14 protein-coding genes and 1 pseudogene are annotated in these 18,519 nt (G+C 70.2%); 11 read left to right on the top strand and 4 right to left on the bottom strand.

The features are described from left to right. Window positions 1–32: 32 nt before the first annotated feature. From KGA66_RS01970 to KGA66_RS01955, 4 genes are read right to left on the bottom strand one after another with little or no spacing between them, the layout of a single operon-like run. Window positions 33–995, bottom strand: coding sequence for a hypothetical protein (locus tag KGA66_RS01970; protein WP_211463822.1), 963 nt, complete (start codon window positions 993–995; stop codon window positions 33–35). Between the two features lie 7 nt (window positions 996–1,002). Continuing rightward, window positions 1,003–1,842, bottom strand: a complete 840-nt coding sequence (locus KGA66_RS01965) for a hypothetical protein (RefSeq protein ID WP_211463820.1) — start codon at window positions 1,840–1,842, stop codon at window positions 1,003–1,005. Further along, window positions 1,839–2,690: a hypothetical protein gene (locus KGA66_RS01960; protein WP_211463818.1), complete on the bottom strand. Its 852-nt coding sequence runs from the start codon at window positions 2,688–2,690 to the stop codon at window positions 1,839–1,841. The genes KGA66_RS01965 and KGA66_RS01960 overlap by 4 nt, the downstream gene beginning before the upstream one ends. Beyond that, a complete protein-coding gene (locus KGA66_RS01955; RefSeq protein ID WP_211463816.1) occupies window positions 2,683–3,474 on the bottom strand; it encodes a hypothetical protein in 792 nt (263 codons plus the stop codon). Before KGA66_RS01955 ends, KGA66_RS01960 begins: the two co-directional genes overlap by 8 nt. Window positions 3,475–4,060: 586 nt before the next feature. Here KGA66_RS01955 and KGA66_RS01950 point away from each other — a divergent pair. From KGA66_RS01950 to KGA66_RS01895, 11 genes and pseudogenes are all read left to right on the top strand, one after another. Next, window positions 4,061–6,232 carry a sensor domain-containing diguanylate cyclase gene (locus tag KGA66_RS01950; RefSeq protein ID WP_211463814.1) on the top strand — a complete coding sequence of 724 codons (2,172 nt, stop codon included), beginning with the start codon at window positions 4,061–4,063 and terminating at the stop codon, window positions 6,230–6,232. 253 nt (window positions 6,233–6,485) lie between these two features. Beyond that, the gene (locus KGA66_RS01945; protein WP_211463812.1) at window positions 6,486–8,342 is read left to right on the top strand and encodes an acetolactate synthase large subunit; all 1,857 of its coding nucleotides are present in this window, start codon (window positions 6,486–6,488) and stop codon (window positions 8,340–8,342) included. 39 nt (window positions 8,343–8,381) lie between these two features. After that, window positions 8,382–8,948: an acetolactate synthase small subunit gene (ilvN, locus tag KGA66_RS01940; protein WP_211463810.1), complete on the top strand. Its 567-nt coding sequence runs from the start codon at window positions 8,382–8,384 to the stop codon at window positions 8,946–8,948. A gap of 21 nt (window positions 8,949–8,969) precedes the next feature. Then, complete coding sequence (gene ilvC / locus KGA66_RS01935) at window positions 8,970–9,971, top strand: ketol-acid reductoisomerase (RefSeq protein WP_211463808.1); 1,002 nt, start codon at window positions 8,970–8,972, stop codon at window positions 9,969–9,971. A 318-nt stretch (window positions 9,972–10,289) separates the two neighbouring features. Beyond that, window positions 10,290–11,876, top strand: coding sequence for a phosphoglycerate dehydrogenase (serA, locus tag KGA66_RS01930; protein ID WP_211463806.1), 1,587 nt, complete (start codon window positions 10,290–10,292; stop codon window positions 11,874–11,876). Between the two features lie 410 nt (window positions 11,877–12,286). Then, window positions 12,287–12,544 (top strand): hypothetical protein, encoded by a 258-nt coding sequence (locus KGA66_RS01925; protein ID WP_211463804.1) that lies wholly within the window; start codon window positions 12,287–12,289, stop codon window positions 12,542–12,544. A gap of 28 nt (window positions 12,545–12,572) precedes the next feature. Further along, window positions 12,573–13,688, top strand: coding sequence for a 3-isopropylmalate dehydrogenase (locus KGA66_RS01920; RefSeq protein ID WP_211463802.1), 1,116 nt, complete (start codon window positions 12,573–12,575; stop codon window positions 13,686–13,688). 134 nt (window positions 13,689–13,822) lie between these two features. After that, the gene (locus KGA66_RS01915; RefSeq protein WP_211463793.1) at window positions 13,823–14,923 is read left to right on the top strand and encodes a branched-chain amino acid aminotransferase; all 1,101 of its coding nucleotides are present in this window, start codon (window positions 13,823–13,825) and stop codon (window positions 14,921–14,923) included. Between the two features lie 158 nt (window positions 14,924–15,081). Next, window positions 15,082–15,647, top strand: a pseudogene (locus KGA66_RS31930) (GNAT family N-acetyltransferase). A gap of 378 nt (window positions 15,648–16,025) precedes the next feature. Further along, complete coding sequence (cimA, locus tag KGA66_RS01900) at window positions 16,026–17,606, top strand: citramalate synthase (protein ID WP_211463788.1); 1,581 nt, start codon at window positions 16,026–16,028, stop codon at window positions 17,604–17,606. Window positions 17,607–17,665: 59 nt separating this feature from the next. Beyond that, window positions 17,666–18,469, top strand: coding sequence for a fumarylacetoacetate hydrolase family protein (locus KGA66_RS01895; protein WP_211463786.1), 804 nt, complete (start codon window positions 17,666–17,668; stop codon window positions 18,467–18,469). The last annotated feature ends 50 nt before the right edge of the window (window positions 18,470–18,519 follow it).

Genomic DNA, 18,519 nt, shown 5'->3' with positions numbered 1-18,519 from the left:
TGCCGGACCCCGCGCCGCCGGCGTCGGCCGCACTATTGGAGCAGCTCCGCCTGCAGCGTCATCACCTGCTGGAACGCGGCGAACGACAGCTTCGCCGGGCCCGACTCGATCACCACGGCGATGATGTCGCCAGAGCGGAACGTGCCGTATCTGGTGAGTTCGCCGCCGGAGCTGACGGGCGTGTAATCCCCGTCCACCCCGCCGTAAGGGTTGATCTCGTGCGACGGGGCGTTGCTCGGCACGCCCGTCAGCGCCGCCGAGAGCGAGGGGGTCATATCGACCGTCGAGTCGTCGTTGCTCAGCTTGGTCAGCGCCGCACTCGACGCCAAGGCGTCGGTGAACTGGAGCAGGTAGACCGTCGTCGTCGCGCCGTCGGGCGTCTTCCAGCTCTCCGCGGCGGTGTGCCGCAGCCCGAACTCCGCGAAGATCGACTTGCTGTCCTGCGCGACGAACAGCGGCGAGGGATCGGCGAGCCAGCCGTCCACCGCGGACTTGACGCCCTGGGCGCCGGCACCGGTCGGTCGCGGCAGCAGCAGTCGCCTGATGTCGGCGAGATGCTGCTGCGCCATCGAATTCGCCGACGCGCTCGGCGCGGGCTGGCCGGCCGGGAGCGTCGGCAGGGTGAGCGCCGGGAAGGCGTAACGGCCGTCCGGCGCCGTGGCCAGCCCGGGCATGTCCGTGCGCTGCGGAAGCGTGAGCGCGAACGCGGTGCCGCCACCGACCGCCATCGTCACGGCGACCGCGCCCACCCAGCGCAGGGCATTGCGACGGCGGCGGGCTCGGCGTGCCGCGTCCTGCTCGCGCTGCAACCGCGCGGCTTCGAGCGCGGCCGGATCGATCGGTTCGATCGGCTGGACCGGCAGTGCGGGCGGCAGCGCGGGCGGCGGTTGGTCGGCGCTCGGTGCGGCCCAACCGGTTTCGGGCGCCTTCGCCGACTCGGCGGCCGGGTCGACCGCGGCGGCGGCCCCTTCGGGAAGTCCTGCGTCAGTCGTCATCGCGGCCTCACTCATCAATGCTCTGCGCGGTCTTGAGCTGGTCGAGCTGCCGCGCGACCAGCGTGGCGACCTTGTTCTGGTCGAGCGGCGCGCTTCCCTGGGCGTCGACCATGATCTCGACGTCCCCGCTCGAGGCGACGCACAGCATCTCGTCGAGCTTGTCGCTGCCGAGCCCTGGCGGTAGCACGCACTTGGCCTGCGCGTATCCGGGCACCGTGGGGCCGGTGCGGAAGACGTTGAGGTCCGAGACGAGGCTGGTGAAGCTCGTGGCCGCGTTCTTGGCGTCCTTCACGTCGAACTGGAGCAGTTCGATCGAGACGACAAGGTCGGCGGTCGACGCCGAACTCTCCATCGTGCGCACCGCGACGCCCTTCAGGTGCGTGTTGGCCAGCGCGCCCTTGGCATTGGAGAGGTCGGACTTCGGGATGCCGGAGAGCAGGTCCTCCAACTGGCTGGTGATCTGCGCGGCAGGGACGTAGCCGTTGTCGCCGTAGTCGGCGTCGTAGGGCCCCGGCGTGTAGCCGTCCGGAAGCGGCAGCAGGTAAGCGAAAAGCGAGCCGTAGTGTGAGCCGTCGGATCGCACGCCGCCGGTCAGCGGCGCGGGCCTGGCGGCCGCCGCGGCCTGAGCCGCGGCGATCGCGCGCTTGTTGCTGTCCTCGCGCTGCCGCACGACGACCGTGCCGGCCGCCGCGCCGACGGCGATGGACAGCACGGCTCCGGCCGCTATCAGCGCCCTGCCGCGCGCTACTGAGCGCGGTGCGGCGCCGGTGAACGGTGGTGTGCCGGTGTCCGCGGTCGCCTCGGCGGCCTGGAACCCGGTCTCGGTCTGGTTCTCGACCTCCATCACAGCCTCACCATCTGCCGCTTGATCAGATCATTGATGATGGACGGATCGGGTACGTGGGTGGCTGAGGTGACCCAGAAGTAGACGGCCAGGTCGCCGTGCACCGAGACCGCATGGTCGTCGTATTCGTGGTGTGAGTCGAAGGTCTCCTTCCCGGCCGCGGCGATGCCGTCCGGCATGCTCAGCTTCGCGCCGCCACCGGCCAGCAGATCGTTGAGCCCGTGGTCGGCGTAACTCGAATGACCCGGCAGGTACTGCAGGATCCGGATCTCCTCGAACAGGCCGTCGCCGCGCATCCAGGCGGTGTCCGCGATGCGCGCGACGCCGTCGTGCAGATCGGTGTCGAAGCAGGACGCGGTGTCGTCGCACGTGTCGGCCTCGCCGAGCAGATCCATCCACGTGTGGTCGATGGTGGCCGTCGCGCCGGCGGGCGTCGGCAGCAGGAGCTTGGTCAGATCGCCGTCGACGACCGTCGCGTCGTCCTGCGACGTGGGCAGCCCCGCGGTCCGGACGCCGTCGTAGATCGGGCTGAGCGGGTAAAGCGGCTGCGCGACGCTCAGCGGCGGCAGGGGGGTGGGTGTGCGCAGCGCCTGCACGGTGTATCCGGCCGATGCGCCGCCAACCAGGCCGAGCACGACCGCCCCGGTGAAAAGTGTCCTGGTCTTGACGGTCCGCTTCCTGCCCGCGGCGGCTTCGCCGGGCGCCGAGATCGGCTCGGGCTCGGGCTCGGGCTCTGACATCGGCACGGGCTCGGGCTCTGACATCGGCATCGGCATCGGCGCGGAGGCGGCGTCCGGCGCGGCTTGCGCATCGGACGCGCTCTCGGCCTCCCACTGCGTGTGCTCAGCCATGGGCCAGCCTTCCGTGCTCTGCGATCATCAGATCCGACAGGTCGCCGTGCGGAAGGGCCTGCGTACCGAAGACCGTGATCTGATAAAAGGTGTCGCCCTGTGCGTACACGCCGATCAGGCTGTCGGCTCCGTCGGACTTCTTCTCCCGCGCCTTGGCGCCGCCCTCACCGGGGACGGAGAACGAGGTCCAGCCGCTGCCGCTGAGATAAAAGCCCTGAAGCCAGCTGTCGGCTCCGTCGCTGGAATCGAACTGGAGCAACTCGATGCTCACATTGGCGCCGAGCTTGCTGTCCTGGTAGGTACGGGTCGCGCCGCGCTTGAAACCGGCCTGCTGGAGGTAGGACTTCACGTCGGACGAGCCGCCGTACCCCTTCAGCACGTCGCTGAGGGTTTCCGCGGTGCCGTCGGGATCGCCCTGGATCGAGCTGGGTGAATTCGGCGGCGGCAGCAGGAAGTAGCGCAGATCGCCGGAGTGTACGCCGTTGTGCACCGAGCCGACCACCGTGGATCTCGGGCTCGGCGACGGCGACGGGGAGGGCGACGCGGAGGCGGATGCCGTGGCGCTCGCGCCGGCGGAACGACCTCCCGCGCCGCTTGCGGTCGCGGCGGCCGAGCCCGAGGCCAACGCCGTGACGTCGACCGGCGCGGGCGACGCGACGGCCACCACGGCGGCCGCGGTACCGGCGGCGAGCACCAGGTACGACGCGCCGACGACGGTGGCAATTAGTGTCCTGCTACGCCGTTTGGCCGCCGGCGGGGAGGCCGGCGGATCCGGCGGCGCCATGAGGGCGCCTTGGCCGATGAATCCGCCGCCCCATGCGGATACCACGGATGCTGTCGGAGAGCCGGCCGCGGTACCCGGGCTCGCCCCACCCTCACCGCCCCAAGTCATCGTCGGCTCCTGACCGAATGACGGCGACGGCCCGGCCGGGTCGGTACTTCCCGCCGTTGCGGCACGAGCTGGATCCGTACTGCCCGAAGGCGTGATCGAAGAATCGTCCACCCCGCCCCTCCCCTGAATTTTCTCGAGTTTCGCGAGCGCCCCGCTCGATAGCCAGATATTCATACACCCGTGCGGCAGCGCAGAGCACACGGATTGAGCAACGATCGGATCAAGGCTCGCATCAAGCGGTGATCAGGGTGTGATCAAGGCGGGAACACCGCTGAGCGGCGCGGCAGGACTTTGCCATGCGTGGTCACCGCGGCCGCGAGGGCGGGTGCGGACCGCCGTCGTGAGAAAGGCCCCTTGTATCCGCCCGGGTCGCTACCGAGAGCGAACGTGCAGTGTCGTAAAGTAATGGCCCGTCGATGCGAAACGTTCGAGAGCCGGCCCGCACACGGGCCGAAGCGTACGAATCAGAACCGGGACGATGGCCGCCATCCAGAACCGCCGGGCGGGGCGCGCGCACCGCTGGCCGAAGGGCCGCAACGCGCTGCCGAGTGCCGTGCTCACCGCAGTCGCCGTACTGGCCTGCGGGTACACGGCGGGTTGCGGCGTGCACTGGGGCTCGCCGCCGAGTCCGGGGGAGCGCAGCACCCACACATGCGCCGATCTGACGGCGCAGTTCGGCCCGTCTGCGGCCGCCGCGCTCGCGGCCGTCTCCTGCGCCGGGCGGGCCGTGACCGCGCGCGGGCGGAAGCGCGCGTCCTGGTCGCTGTTCGCCGCCTCCGCGCTGGTGTCAGGGCTCGGCAGCGGCGTGTGCGGCTGGTACGAGGTCGCATCGCGGCCCCCGCCGTCCTCGCCGTCGCCCGCGGACTGGCTGTTGCCGTGCTTCGCGCCGTTCGCAATCACCGGCGCGCTGGTGCACCAGCGCGGGTCGCAGCGACGGATCGGCCGGCTCAAGCTACTGCTCGATGGTGTGATGCTCGTCGCGGCGCTGTTCGTCGGCGGCTGGACGGTCGCGCTCGCGCAGGACGCCGGCTCCGGAAGCGGCAGCGGCAGCGGCTCGGACCTCGCCGTCGCGAACTGCCTCGCCTACCCGGTTTCCGCTCTCCTCCTGGTCGGCTTGATGCTCGCGCTCCGGGTCCAGGGCGGGCGCGGCGGCGGGCCGTCGATGGCGACGATGGTGGCCGGGTACGCGGTGATCGCCGTCTCCGACGCGATCTGGACCGTACCGCCCGTGCGCGCCGGGCAAGGCACCGGGCGGCTGTCGGACTCCGGCTGGTTCCTCGGTCATCTGCTGCTCGCGGCGGCGCCGTGGCTGAACAGGCGGCTGCGCGTGCCCGAGCGCATCCTGGCCGGGCAGCGGGTGCGCGCCGCTCTTGTTCCGCGGGTGCGCCGGGTGCGCCGGGTGCTCCGGGTGCTGGGGTCGCTCGGGCTGCTTGCCCCCTATCTCGCGGGGCTGATCTGCCTGGCGGGGATCATGGCAGACGCGCTGATCGCCGACCACCGGGAGCGCCCCGCGCTGCCGGCCGCCGGCGTGACCGGGCTCGCCGCGCTGGTCGCTCGCCAGGCCGTGACGCTGCGGGACGACCGCAGGCTTACCAGGGAGCTCACTGCGCGGGAGGATCACTTCCGCTCTCTCGTGCAGGGTTCCGGCGACGTCATCATGACCCTCGATCCCGGTGGCCGGGTCGGTTACGTCTCCCCGGCTTCGCTTCACATGTTCGGGTACGAACCCGAGGCGCTGGCGGACACCTCGCTCTATCGGCTCGTGCACCCGGACGACGAGCAGGCGGTGGCGCGTGCCGTGCGCGGCTTCCTCGCCGGCTCGGCGGTATCGGCCGCGGTCGAATGGCGGATCAGGGCAGCCGCGTCTCGCCCGGCCGGCGGCCCGGCCGGATCGTGGCGGCACGCCGAGTGCACGCTCACCCGGCACCGCGGCGGACTGGTGCTCACCTGCCGCGACGTGAGCGACCGGGTGGCGTTGCAACGGCAGCTGGCGTACAACGCATATCACGATGCGCTCACCGGCCTACCGAACCGGGCCCTTTTCGCGGACCGGCTCGAACAGGCGCTGGCTCAGAAGTCTGCTTCGGCCCGGCCGATCGCGGTGCTCTTCCTCGACCTGGACCGGTTCAAGCAGGTCAACGACGTGGGCGGGCACGCGGCCGGGGACGCGCTGCTGACCGAGGCGGCCGCCAGGCTGCGCGGCTCGGTACGAGCCGGCGACACGGTCGCGCGGTTCGGCGGCGACGAGTTCGCCGCACTGGTGAAATGCGATCCGGACGGACGCGCGGCGCGCGATGTTGCCGGGCGGCTGTGTGAAGCGCTGACGCAGCCGTATGCGCTGTTCGGAGCGCGGTTCGTGATCGGCGCTTCGATCGGTGTGGCGTTCTGGCGGCCCGGGGTGACCGCGGCGGAACTGATGCGCGAGGCGGATTTGGCGATGTACCAGGCGAAGGCAGCGGGCAAGGGCCGGGTGGTGATCTGCCGGCCGGAGGCTCCAAAGCCCGAGGCTCCCTGCGCAGTCCCAGCCGGTCCCGGGATCGCGGCGCTGCGACGAAGCGCGGTGCCGGCGGATGCGGAATCGGCGGATGCGGTGCCGGCGGATGCGGTGTTGGACGGGCGAGCACGGGCGCGGGGAGCAAACATTCTCTGAGATCGTCATGTCCGGATTCCGAGACAGGTCGCGGCCCGGCTTGACGCGGCAGGTACCGGCGCGAGAGTGTCTTGCCCATGCGGATCGTCTTCCACCTACGCGAGCTCGTACTCGGCCAGCGCGCCGGCTGAAGCCTTCCAGGCTCCAAGCCAGCGCGCATCCCTCGGTTGCCCTCACGGGCCGGGGGATTTTTTGTTGGCCAAAGTGACGCGTCCCGGGCGGCGGCCCGGACCGAGCGAGAGAAGTCCAGATCATGACCGAGCAGGCCAGGGCGGCGGCCCCGGGTTCCCAGCCACACAGCCACGGCTCGCAGCGCGCCGCGACCCCCGGCGTCCCGATGACCGGAGCGCAGGCTCTCATCCGCGCCCTCGAGGAATCGGGCGTCGACACCATCTTCGGCTACCCCGGCGGAGCGATCCTTCCCGCCTATGACCCGCTGCTCGACTCCGCGCGGCTGCGGCACATCCTGGTGCGGCACGAGCAGGGCGCGGGACACGCCGCCACCGGCTACGCCCAGGCCACCGGCCGGGTCGGTGTCTGCATGGCCACCTCGGGCCCCGGCGCGACCAACCTGGTCACCCCGATCGCCGACGCGCACATGGACTCGGTCCCGATCGTCGCGATCACCGGCCAGGTCTCCAGCAGCCTCATCGGCACGGACGGTTTCCAGGAAGCGGACATCTGCGGCATCACGATGCCGATCACCAAGCACAACTTCCTGGTGACCCGGCCGCAGGACATCGCCCGCACGATCGCCGAGGCGTTCCACATCGCGGCCACCGGCCGGCCCGGCCCGGTCCTGGTCGACATCGCCAAGGACGCGATGCAGGCCACCACGACGTTCCGCTGGCCGGTCGAGATGGACCTGCCCGGCTACCGCCCGGTGTCCAAGCCGCACGCCAAGCAGATCCGCGAGGCGGCGCGGATGATCGTGGAATCGCGCCGCCCGGTGCTTTATGTCGGCGGTGGCGTGCTCAAGGCCCGTGCCACCGCGCAACTGCGTGTGCTGGCGGAGCTGACCGGCGCCCCGGTCGTCACGACCCTGATGGCGCGCGGCGCGTTCCCGGACAGCCACGCGCTGCACCTGGGCATGCCGGGCATGCACGGCACCGTCGCCGCGGTCACCGCGCTGCAGAAGTCCGACCTGATCATCGCGCTCGGTGCCCGGTTCGACGACCGCGTCACCGGCAAGCTCTCCTCTTTCGCCCCCGACGCCAAGGTCGTGCACGCCGACATCGACCCGGCGGAGATCTCGAAGAACCGGGTCGCCGACGTGCCGATCGTGGGCGACTGCGGCGAGGTGATAACGGACCTGGCCACCGCGGTGCGCGCCGAGCACGCCGCCGGCCGGGCCGGCGACTACGCGGCCTGGTGGTCGATGCTGGACGCCTGGCGCACCAAGTACCCGCTCGGCTACGAGACGGTGAAGGGCAGCCTGGCCCCGCAGTACGTCATCGAGCGGATCGGCAGGATCGCCGGACCCGAGGCGATCTACACCGCGGGCGTCGGCCAGCACCAGATGTGGGCCGCGCAGTTCATCAACTACGAGAACCCCGGCACGTTCCTCAACTCCGGGGGCGCGGGCACGATGGGCTACGCGCTGCCGGCCGCCATGGGCGCGAAGGCCGGTCGTCCGGACGCCACGGTCTGGGCCATCGACGGCGACGGCTGCTTCCAGATGACCAACCAGGAGCTGGCCACCTGCGCGATCAACGACATCCCGATCAAGGTCGCGGTGATCAACAACGGGACGCTGGGCATGGTCCGCCAGTGGCAGACACTCTTCTACAACCAGCGCTACTCGAACACGACCCTGGACGCCGGGCCCGGGGTGTCCGCGGCGGGCGGTGCGGCGGTGCCGCGGCGGGTGCCGGACTTCGTCAAGCTGGCCGAGGCGTACGGATGCGTCGGCCTGCGCTGCGAGTCGCCGGACCAGGTCGATGCGACGATCGAGAAGGCGATGGCGATCAACGACGCGCCGGTCGTGGTGGACTTCGTGGTGCACCAGGACGCGATGGTCTGGCCGATGGTGCCGGCCGGTGTCTCCAACGACGAGATCCTGGCGGCGCGCGGAATGCGGCCCGTCTTCGACGGAGGCGACGATGAATAGGCACGGCGGGCACGGCGGGCACGGCGAGGAGCGGAAGCGATGAGCATTCAGAGTCACGCGGCACACGGCGCGCAGAGCCACGGCCAGACGCACACCCTCTCGGTGCTGGTCGAGAACAAGCCGGGCGTGCTCGCCCGAGTGGCCGCACTGTTCTCCCGGCGCGGCTTCAACATCGAGTCGCTCGCCGTCGGGCCGACCGAGTACGCCGAGATCTCCCGGATCACCCTGGTGGTCAACGTGGAGGACCACCCGCTGGAGCAGGTGACCAAGCAGCTGAACAAGCTGGTCAACGTGCTCAAGATCGTGGAGCTGGAACCGGCCGCTTCGGTGCACCGCGAGCTGATCCTGGTCAAGGTCCGCGCCGATGCCGCCGAGCGGCACCAGGTGCTGGCCACCGTCGAGCCCTTCGGCGCCCGGATCGTGGACGTCTCGGTGGACTCCCTGGTCGTCGAGAGTACCGGGGACTCGGCCAAACTGGATGCGATGCTCCGGGTGCTGGAACCCTTCGGCATCAAGGAACTGGTCCAGTCCGGCATGGTCGCCATCGGCCGCGGCCCACGATCCATCACCGACCGCACCCTGCGCTCCGTCGAGCGCGCAGCCTAAAGAAAGACGCGGATAGTCAACATGGCAGTTGAGATGTACTACGAGGACGACGCCGATCTCTCGGTGATCCAGAACCGGCACGTCGCCGTCCTCGGCTACGGTTCGCAGGGCCACGCCCACGCGCTCTCGCTGCGCGACTCCGGGGTCGACGTGCGGGTCGGCCTGCCGGAGAGCTCGAAGTCGCGGGCCAAGGCGCAGGAGGAGGGGCTGCGGGTCCTCACGCCGTACGAGGCGTGCGAAGAGGCCGACGTGATCATGATCCTGGTGCCCGACCCGGTGCAGCGTTCGGTGTACCAGGAGGCGGTGCTGCCGAACCTGGCCGACGGCGACGCGATCTTCTTCGGGCACGGCCTGAACATCCGCTACGGCCTGATCGAGCCGCCGGCGAACGTGGACGTGGCGATGGTCGCGCCCAAGGGCCCGGGTCACCTGGTACGCCGCCAGTTCAACGACGGCTTCGGCGTGCCGTGCCTGGTCGCGGTCGAGCAGGACGCCTCCGGCAAGGCGCTGGAGCTGGCCCTGTCGTACGCGAAGGGCATCGGCGGCACCCGCGCCGGGGTCATCAAGACCACGTTCAAGGACGAGACCGAGACCGACCTGTTCGGCGAGCAGGTGGTGCTCTGCGGCGGCGTCGAGGAGCTGATCAAGGCCGGGTTCGAGACGCTGACCGAGGCCGGCTACGAGCCGGAGATCGCCTACTTCGAGTGCCTGCACGAGCTGAAGCTGATCGTGGACCTGATCTACGAGGGCGGCCTGACCAAGATGAACTGGTCCGTCTCCGAGACCGCGGAGTGGGGCGGCTACAAGACCGGCCCGCGCATCATCACCGAGGCGACCCGCGCGGAGATGAGGAAGGTGCTCGCCGAGATCCAGTCCGGCCAGTTCACCGAGCAGTGGATCGCCGAGTACGACGGCGGGCTCAAGGAGTACAAGAAGTACTACGACGCCACCACGAACCACCCGGTCGAGCAGGTCGGCAAGCGTCTGCGCAAGCTGATGTCCTGGGTGGACGCGGAGGCGTGACCCCTGCGCCTGCGCGGCCTCAAGCCTGATCGCCGCGCGCTCCGACGCCCGTCCCGCTGTCAGGCCACTGACGGCGGGCCGGGCGAAGGAGTACGCGCGATCTCGACGCGGTGGATCTGCGCACGTCGCGGGCCCTCGATTCTCGCCGCCGAATCTGTAACATGGCCCGTGAGCGGCTGTACGACACCTGGCGTTAACACGGACACACGCTGTTAACGTGATCGTGCTCCGACCTCTTCATCCTGCCAGGACCACAGCGTGGTGGACCCGGGCGCCATTCCGTTACTCGCTGCGACGGACGACCGGAGGAATCCACTCGTGCCCAAGCCCGTGGTTCTCATCGCCGAAGAACTCAGCCCTGCCACCGTCGACGCCCTCGGCCCCGACTTCGACGTGCGCTATTGCGACGGGGCCGACCGTGCCCAACTGCTGTCCGCGATCACCGACGTGGACGCGATCCTGGTGCGTTCCGCCACCCAGGTCGACGCCGAGGCCGTCGCCGCGGCCACCCGGCTGCGCGTGATCGCCCGTGCCGGGGTCGGCCTGGACAACGTGGACATCCCCGCCGCCACCAAGGCCGGGGCCATGGTCGTCAACGCGCCCACCTCCAACATCACCTCGGCCGCCGAGCTGACCGTCGCCCTGATCCTGGCCAGCGCGCGCAACGTGGCGAGCGCCAACGCCGCGCTCAAGGGCGGCAAGTGGGCTCGCTCGAAGTACACGGGCATCGAGCTGGACGGCAAGACCGTCGGCATCGTGGGCCTGGGCCGGATCGGTGCGCTGGTGGCCGCGCGGCTGCTGCCGTTCGGGGTGAAGCTGCTGGCCTTCGACCCGTACGTGCAGGCCGGCAAGGCCGCGCAGATCGGCGCGCAGCTGGTCACCCTGGACGAGTTGCTGGCCGCCTCCGACTTCATCACCGTGCACATGCCCAAGACCCCCGAGACGATCGGCCTGATCGGCGAGGAGGCGCTGCGCAAGGTCAAGCCGACCGTACGGATCGTCAACGTGGCCCGCGGCGGCCTGGTGGACGAGGCCGCGCTGGCAGCGGCGATCAAGGAGGGCCGGGTCGCCGGCGCCGGGATCGACGTCTACGCCAAGGAGCCGTGCACCGACTCGCCGCTGTTCGAGTTCGACTCGGTCGTGGTGACCCCGCACCTGGGCGCGTCCACCGAGGAGGCCCAGGAGAAGGCGGGCATCGCGGTGGCCCGCTCGGTGCGTCAGGCGCTGGCCGGCGAGCTGGTTCCGGACGCGGTCAACGTGCAGGGCGGCACCATCGCCGAGGACGTGCGCCCCGGTCTTCCGCTGGCCGAGAAGCTCGGCCGGCTGTTCACCGGCCTGGCCGGCGGCGGCGCGCAGCAGCTGGACGTGGTCGTGGCCGGGGAGATCACCCAGCACGACGTGAAGGTGCTGGAGCTCTCCGCGCTCAAGGGCGTCTTCGCCGATGTCGTCGAGGGTTCGGTCTCCTACGTGAACGCCCCGCTGCTGGCGCAGGAGCGCGGCCTCGAAGTGCGGCTGACCACGACTTCCGAGTCCCCGGACTACCGCAACGTGGTGACCGTGCGCGGCACTCTGGCCAGCGGCGAGGTGGTCTCGGTGTCCGGCACGCTGTCCGGGCCCAAGCACGTCGAGAAGATCGTCGACATCAACGGCTTCACCGTGGACCTGGCGGTCTCCGAGCACTCCGCGTTCTTCCGCTACGTCGACCGCCCGGGCGTGGTCGGCCTGGTCGGCGGGCTGCTGGGCGAGTGCGGCATCAACATCGCCGGCATGCAGGTCTCCCGTTCGGCCAAGGGCGGCGAGACGCTGATGGCGCTGGCGGTGGATTCCGAGATCCCGGCCGAGGTGCTGGCCGAGATCTCCGACGCCGTCGGCGCTTCCTGGGGCCGCGCGGTGTCGCTGCCGTAGCGCACGGCGCGTCCGGCGCTGTCAGGACACCGCCGTAACGAACACCGCTGCCAGAACATCACCGCGGCCCCCGCCCTGAAAGAGGGCGGGGGCCGCGGTGTCGGTGGGGACTTGATTCGCCCGGTTCCGGCGCTCGTGGGACATGAGCAGCTCAGCGCACAGTATCCGGCGCGGTACGGTCTGTTCCCGTCTCAGATAGTAGGATGTCCGAGTAATAGGCGAGACAAGCGCGTCCCGGGCCGGTACCGTGAATTGCTAGGACTTCCGAGTATCGACCGCGACACCCCCGCGGCCGCACCGGATCCGGCAGGACCGCGTCTTCGGCCACAAGCCAGGCGTGTCCGTACCCGCAGCGACGGCAGGCAACGCGACCTCCGGCAGCACTCACCTCCGGCCAGGGACGGAACACGATGTACGAGTACGAGGACGGTTTTCGCGCCCGCGCCCCCCAGCGCCCGCGGACCCAGGAGACTCCCGCTGACGAGCACGACGCACGCGCCCAGGCGCGCCGGGCCCTCCAGGACGCCTACGACTGGCGCGACGACGAGCCGCGCGCGGCGGCGGCGGACACGAGCCCTGCGACGTCTTCCACGTCGGCGGCGCGCGCCGCGGCCCGGCGTGATCGGCGCGAGGTGACGCGTTCCATATCGCGGACAGCGGGTGTTTGAGCCGCGAGACGCGCGTTAGGCTCGGCGCATGGTCTCCAGCACAGCGTCGTCTGAAACCGCAGCCCCCGCAGCCACCCGCAGCGTGATCGACCTGGCCGTGATCGGCGGCGACGGCATCGGGCCCGAAGTCACCGCGGAAGCCCTGAAGGTACTGCGCGTGGCGCTGCACGAGGCGGTCAAGCTCGAAACCACCGAGTACGACCTGGGCGCCCGGCACTGGCACGCCACCGGCGAGACGCTGACCGACGCGACGTTGGTGCGGCTGCGCGGACACGACGCGATCCTGCTCGGCGCGGTCGGCGACCCGACCGTCCCGTCCGGGGTGCTGGAGCGCGGGCTGTTGCTGCGGTTGCGCTTCGCCTTCGACCACTACGTGAACCTGCGGCCGTCCAAGCTGCTGCCGGGCGTGACCGGCCCGCTGCGCAGCGAGGCGCCCATCGACTTCGTGGTCGTACGCGAGGGGACCGAGGGCCCGTACACGGGCAACGGCGGGTCGCTGCGCACCGGCACCGCGCACGAGGTGGCCACCGAGGTCTCGGTCAACACCGCCTTCGGCATCGAGCGCGTGGTGCGCGACGCCTTCGAGCGCGCCGCCGCCCGGCCCCGCCGGAAGCTGACGCTGGTACACAAGAACAACGTGCTGGTGCACGCCGGCCGCCTGTGGAAGCGGATCTTCGACACCGTCGCCGCCGAGTACCCCCAGGTCACCACGGACTACCTGCACGTGGACGCGGCCACCATCTTCCTGGCCACCGCGCCCGAGCGCTTCGACGTGATCGTCACCGACAACCTGTTCGGCGACATCATCACGGACCTGGCCGCGGCCGTCACCGGCGGCATCGGCCTGGCCGCCTCCGGGAACATCAACCCGGAAGGGGCCTTCCCGTCGATGTTCGAGCCGGTACACGGCTCCGCGCCGGACATCGCCGGCACCGGAAAGGCAGACCCCACTGCCGCGATCCTCTCCGGTGCCCTCCTGCTGCGCCACCTGGCCTCCCGAGGCTTCGATCCCGCATTGGCGCACGCCGCCGAGGCGATCGAGGCCGCCGCCGAGGCGGACCTGGCCGAGCGTGCCACTCTCGGGCCGCGCAGCACCGCGCAGATCGGCGACGCGATCGCCGCCGCGGTAAACGTAGGTAGGTGAGACGGCGGTCCTATTGGGTTACCGTCTCACTAGGCGAGAAAAGTCAGTGTGACGGTCCCGGCGCTCCTGCGACCTCGGCGGGGGCCGTCACGGTCAGCACCGACCGCACCGGCCCCAGAAGAGGACAACCAGCGATGACGACCACCATCGAGCTCAAGCCCACCAGCGAGCCGCTCGGGCAGGCCCAGCGCGCCGAGATTCTCGCCGATCCGGGCTTCGGTCGGCACTTCACCGACCACATGGTCATGGTCAAGTACACCGAGGGCCGCGGCTGGCATGACGCGCAGCTGCGTCCCTACGGTCCGATCGAGGTGGACCCCGCCACCGCCGCGGTGCACTACGGCCAGGAGATCTTCGAGGGCTTGAAGGCATACCGCCAGCAGGACGGCGGCATCGCCTCCTTCCGCCCGCGGGCCAACGCCGCGCGGCTGAACCGCTCGGCCCGCCGCATGGGCATGCCGCAGCTGCCCGAGGAGCTGTTCATCGGCGCGATCGACGCGCTGGTGAAGCAGGACGCCGCCTGGGTGCCGGACGACCCGGAGAAGTCTCTCTACCTGCGGCCGTTCATGTTCGCGACGGAGATCGGGCTCGGGGTCAACCGGCCGGCCGGCGAGTACCTGTTCATGCTCATCGCCTCTCCGGCGGGTTCCTACTTCAGCGGCGGGATCAAGCCGGTGAAGGTGTGGCTGTGCGAGGACTTCACGCGCGCCGCGGCGGGCGGCACCGGCGAGGCGAAGTGCGCCGGCAACTACGCCGCCTCGTTCGTGGCCCAGGCACAGGCCGTGGCAGAGGGCTGCGACCAGGTCTGCTGGCTGGACGCGGTCGAGCGCAGCTACGTGGAGGAGATGGGCTCGAACAACGTGTTCTTCGTGTACGGCTCCGGTGACCAGGCGCGCCTGCTCACTCCGGAGCTGTCCGGCTCGCTGCTGCCCGGCATCACCCGCGACTCGCTGCTTCAGGCCGCCGCCGACCTCGGCATCCCCGCCGCCGAGGGCCGCATCACGGTCGAGCAGTGGCGGGCGGACGCGGCCTCGGGCGCGATGAGCGAAGCCTTCGGCTGTGGCACGGCCGCCGTGGTCACCCCGATCGGCAGCGTGAAGTCGAAGAACGACGAGTTCACCGTCGCCGACGGCAACCCCGGCCCGGTCACGCTGCGGCTGCGCGAGCACCTGCTGGGCATCCAGCGCGGCGCCGTCGAGGACAAGCACGGCTGGCTGCACAAGATCGAAGCCTGACACGCAGAACGCCCGGCTGCCGCGAGGACGCCGGGGCGGGGACCGGACCGTTTCGCGGCCCGGTCCACGCCCGACCGGATGCGGGTCACGAGTAGTGCACTGCACTGCACTGCACTGCACTGCACTGCTAAGGCCGCATCCCGCCACAGCGCGCCGACATGCGGCAGCCTGGAACCGTGACGGACGTCCTGATCCGAGAAACCAGAGCGGGGGACGGTCCGGACTGCGCCGAGATATGGCGCGAGGCGGGCCGGTACTTCGCCGCGATCAACCCGGGAACGTTCCGCGTTCCGGGCCTCGACGGTCTTTCCGAATGGTTCGAGGAGGTGAACGCCGTCTACCGGGACGACGAGGACAAGACGGTCCTGGTCGCCGAAGCGGACGGGGTTCTCATCGGCAGTGTTGCGGTATCGCTGCAAGAACCGGTTGACCGCGCCGATCGACAGGTTCAGACGGATTTGTCGCGGCGGCGGCTGCACGTGGACGGACTCGCCGTCAGGGAGACGCACAGGCGCGGCGGGGCGGTACTGCGCTGATGCGGGCCGCCGAGGACTGGGGACGCTCCCGGGGCGCGCACGTCGTGTTGCTCGAAACGGAGCTCGACAACCCGCTGTCCATGTCGTTCTACGAGCGGCGAATGGGTTACGCCGCACAGGCTGTGATCTTCCGCAAGGAGATCGCTCCCACCGGACCGTCAGATGGAACCGGCCAGCCGCGCGAATAGCCCGGTGGCACGCCGGACGTTCCGGCACCACGATCGATCCCGGCTACCGCCGGCCATCGCTCGGTCGCAGTAACGGTCACCTGATCGCCGTCCACATCGCGGACCCGTTTGTTGGCGCCGCCGAAACCTGGCAGACTCGCTCACTGTGTGGACCCGGCAGGTGATTATTAGCCGCGGCGCATCAGCACAGGGTTGACCGATCCGCTTATGATCGACGACCCGCCGCCGATGCGCAGACCTCTCGCGACCGCGAGGGGTCTTTTGTTTTAGGCGGACGCCGTGCTTTTGAGCACACGCCGCGCTTGGACAGACGCCGTGACCAGCGACCGCTTTTGAACCAGCGCCGTGTTATTCGTCCATAGGAGTGAGGGAGCGACCATGGCGAGCGACGACTTCCACGTCTACGACACCACGCTGCGTGATGGCATGCAGCAGGAGGGTCTGAGCCCGTCCGTCGCCGACAAGCTCGCCATCGCCCGGCACCTCGACGGGCTCGCAGTCGGATTCATCGAGGGCGGTTGGCCCGGGGCGAACCCCAAGGACACCGAATTCTTCAAGCGCGCTCAAACAGAGCTCGACCTGAAGCACGCGCAACTCGCCGCTTTCGGCATGACCCGCCGATCCGGTGTGAAGGCCGCCGACGACCCCCTGGTGGCCGCCTTGCGCGAATCCGGCGCGCCGATCGTGACAATCGTCGCGAAGGCGCACCCCCGGCACGTCGATCTCGCGCTCAAGACGGACCTGCGCGAGAACCTGGAGATGTGGCGGGACACCGTGACGCACCTCGTCGCAGAGGGCCGCCGGGTCTTCGTCGACGCGGAGCACTTCTTCGACGGTTACCTGCTCGACCGCGAGTACGCACTCGAATGCGTGCGCACCGCCGTCGAGGCGGGGGCGAGTCTGGTCGCCCTCTGCGACACCAACGGCGGCATGCTGCCGAACCAGATCGGCGACGCGGTGGCCGACGTGATCGCCACCACCTCGGCGCGCGTCGGCATCCACTGCCACGACGATTCCGGCTGCGCCGTCGCCAACTCCCTCGCCGCGATCGACGCCGGCGCGACGCACGTGCAGGGAGCCGCCAACGGCTACGGCGAGCGCACCGGCAACGCGAACCTGTTCACCGTGGTGGCTAACCTCCAGCTGAAGAAGGGCCGCAAGGTCGTCCCGGACGAGGCGCTGGCCGAGATGACCCGGATCGCGCACGCGATCTCGGAGGTGACCAACGTGGTTCCGTACAGCAAGCAGCCGTACGTCGGCTTCTCCGCCTTCGCGCACAAGGCCGGCATCCACGCCTCGGCGCTCAAGGCCGATCCCGACCTGTACCAGCACATCGACCCGGCCGTGGTGGGCAACGACATGCGGGTGCTGGTCTCCGAGATGGCCGGGCGCTCCAACATCGAACTCAAGGGCCGCCAGCTCGGCTACGACCTGTCCGCGGACCGCGACGCGGTGGCCCGCATCACCGAGCGGGTCAAGGAGCTGGAATCCCGCGGCCACTCCTTCGAGGCCGCCGACGCGTCCTTCGAACTGCTGCTGTGCAGCGAGCTCGAAGGCCCGCAGAGCACCGAGTTCTTCACCGTCGAAACCTGGCGGGTGATCGTGGAGCAGACCGCCGACGGCCGGCACGTGAGCGAGGCCACGGTCAAGATCCACGCCAAGGGGGAACGGATCATCGCCACCGGCGAGGGCAACGGTCCCGTCAACGCCCTCGACACCGCGCTGCGCCAGGCCCTCGGCCAGCTCTACCCCGACCTGGCGCGCCTGGAACTGGTGGACTACAAGGTGCGCATACTCGAAGGAGACCACGGCACCGCCTCGCGCACCCGCGTGCTGATCGAGACCGGCAACGGCGAGGACAACTGGTCCACGATCGGCGTCGAGGAGAACATCGTCGCCGCCTCCTGGACCGCGATCGTCGACGCCGTGACCTACGGCCTGCTGCGCGCGCAGAGGTAAACCGGCCGGGCCCGTATATCCGTCGGTCGCTCCACCCTCCGCCAGGTAGGCTCGGACCCGTGCGTATCGCGAGATTCTCCGTGCCCGACACCGCGGCCGACGCCGGGACGGTGCGCTTCGGGCTGGTTGAGGGCGAGCTGGAGCAGCCGCAGGCGCTGGTGATCGCCGAGCTGGCCGGACACCCCTTCACGCCCGAGCCCCAGCCCACCGGCCGGGCCTGGCCGCTGGAGGAGGTGCGGCTGCTCGCCCCGGTGCTGCCCAGCAAGATCGCGGCGATCGGACGCAACTACGCCGACCACGCCAAGGAGCTCGGCCACGAGGTGCCCGAGGTGCCCATCACCTTCCTCAAGCCCTCCACCAGCGTCATCGGCCCGAACGAGACGATCGCCTATCCGGAGATCTCCAAGGAGGTCCATTACGAGGCGGAACTCGCGGTGGTCATCGGCCGGTTGTGCCGCCAGGTGCCGCGGGAACGTGTGAAGGACGTGGTGCTCGGCTACACGTGTGCCAACGACGTGACCGCGCGCGACCTGCAACGCGCCGAATCGCAGTGGGGCCGGGCCAAGGGCTTCGACACCTTCTGCCCGCTCGGCCCCTGGATCGACACCGCGGTCGACCCCGCCGACCTGGCCGTCACCTGCACGGTCAACGACGAACTGCGGCAGGCCGGACGCACCTCGCAGATGATCCACGACGTGGCCGCGCTGGTCGCGCACGTGAGCGAGGCCATGACCCTGCTGCCCGGCGACGTGATCCTCACCGGTACGCCCTCCGGCGTCGGCCCGCTGCGGATCGGCGACAGCGTCTGCGTGACCATCGAGAACATCGGAACCCTGACCAACCGAGTGGTCAGCCGTGATTGAGAGTACTGGCGTGACCAGCCTGCCCCGAACCGACCCGGCCGCCACCGGCC

The organism is Actinocrinis puniceicyclus, from assembly GCF_018283645.1.
In the GTDB taxonomy this organism is placed as follows: Bacteria; Actinomycetota; Actinomycetes; order Streptomycetales; family Catenulisporaceae; genus Actinocrinis; species Actinocrinis puniceicyclus.
Note: the sequence above shows the minus strand (reverse complement) of the source record. Positions and strands in the feature narration are given on the sequence as shown.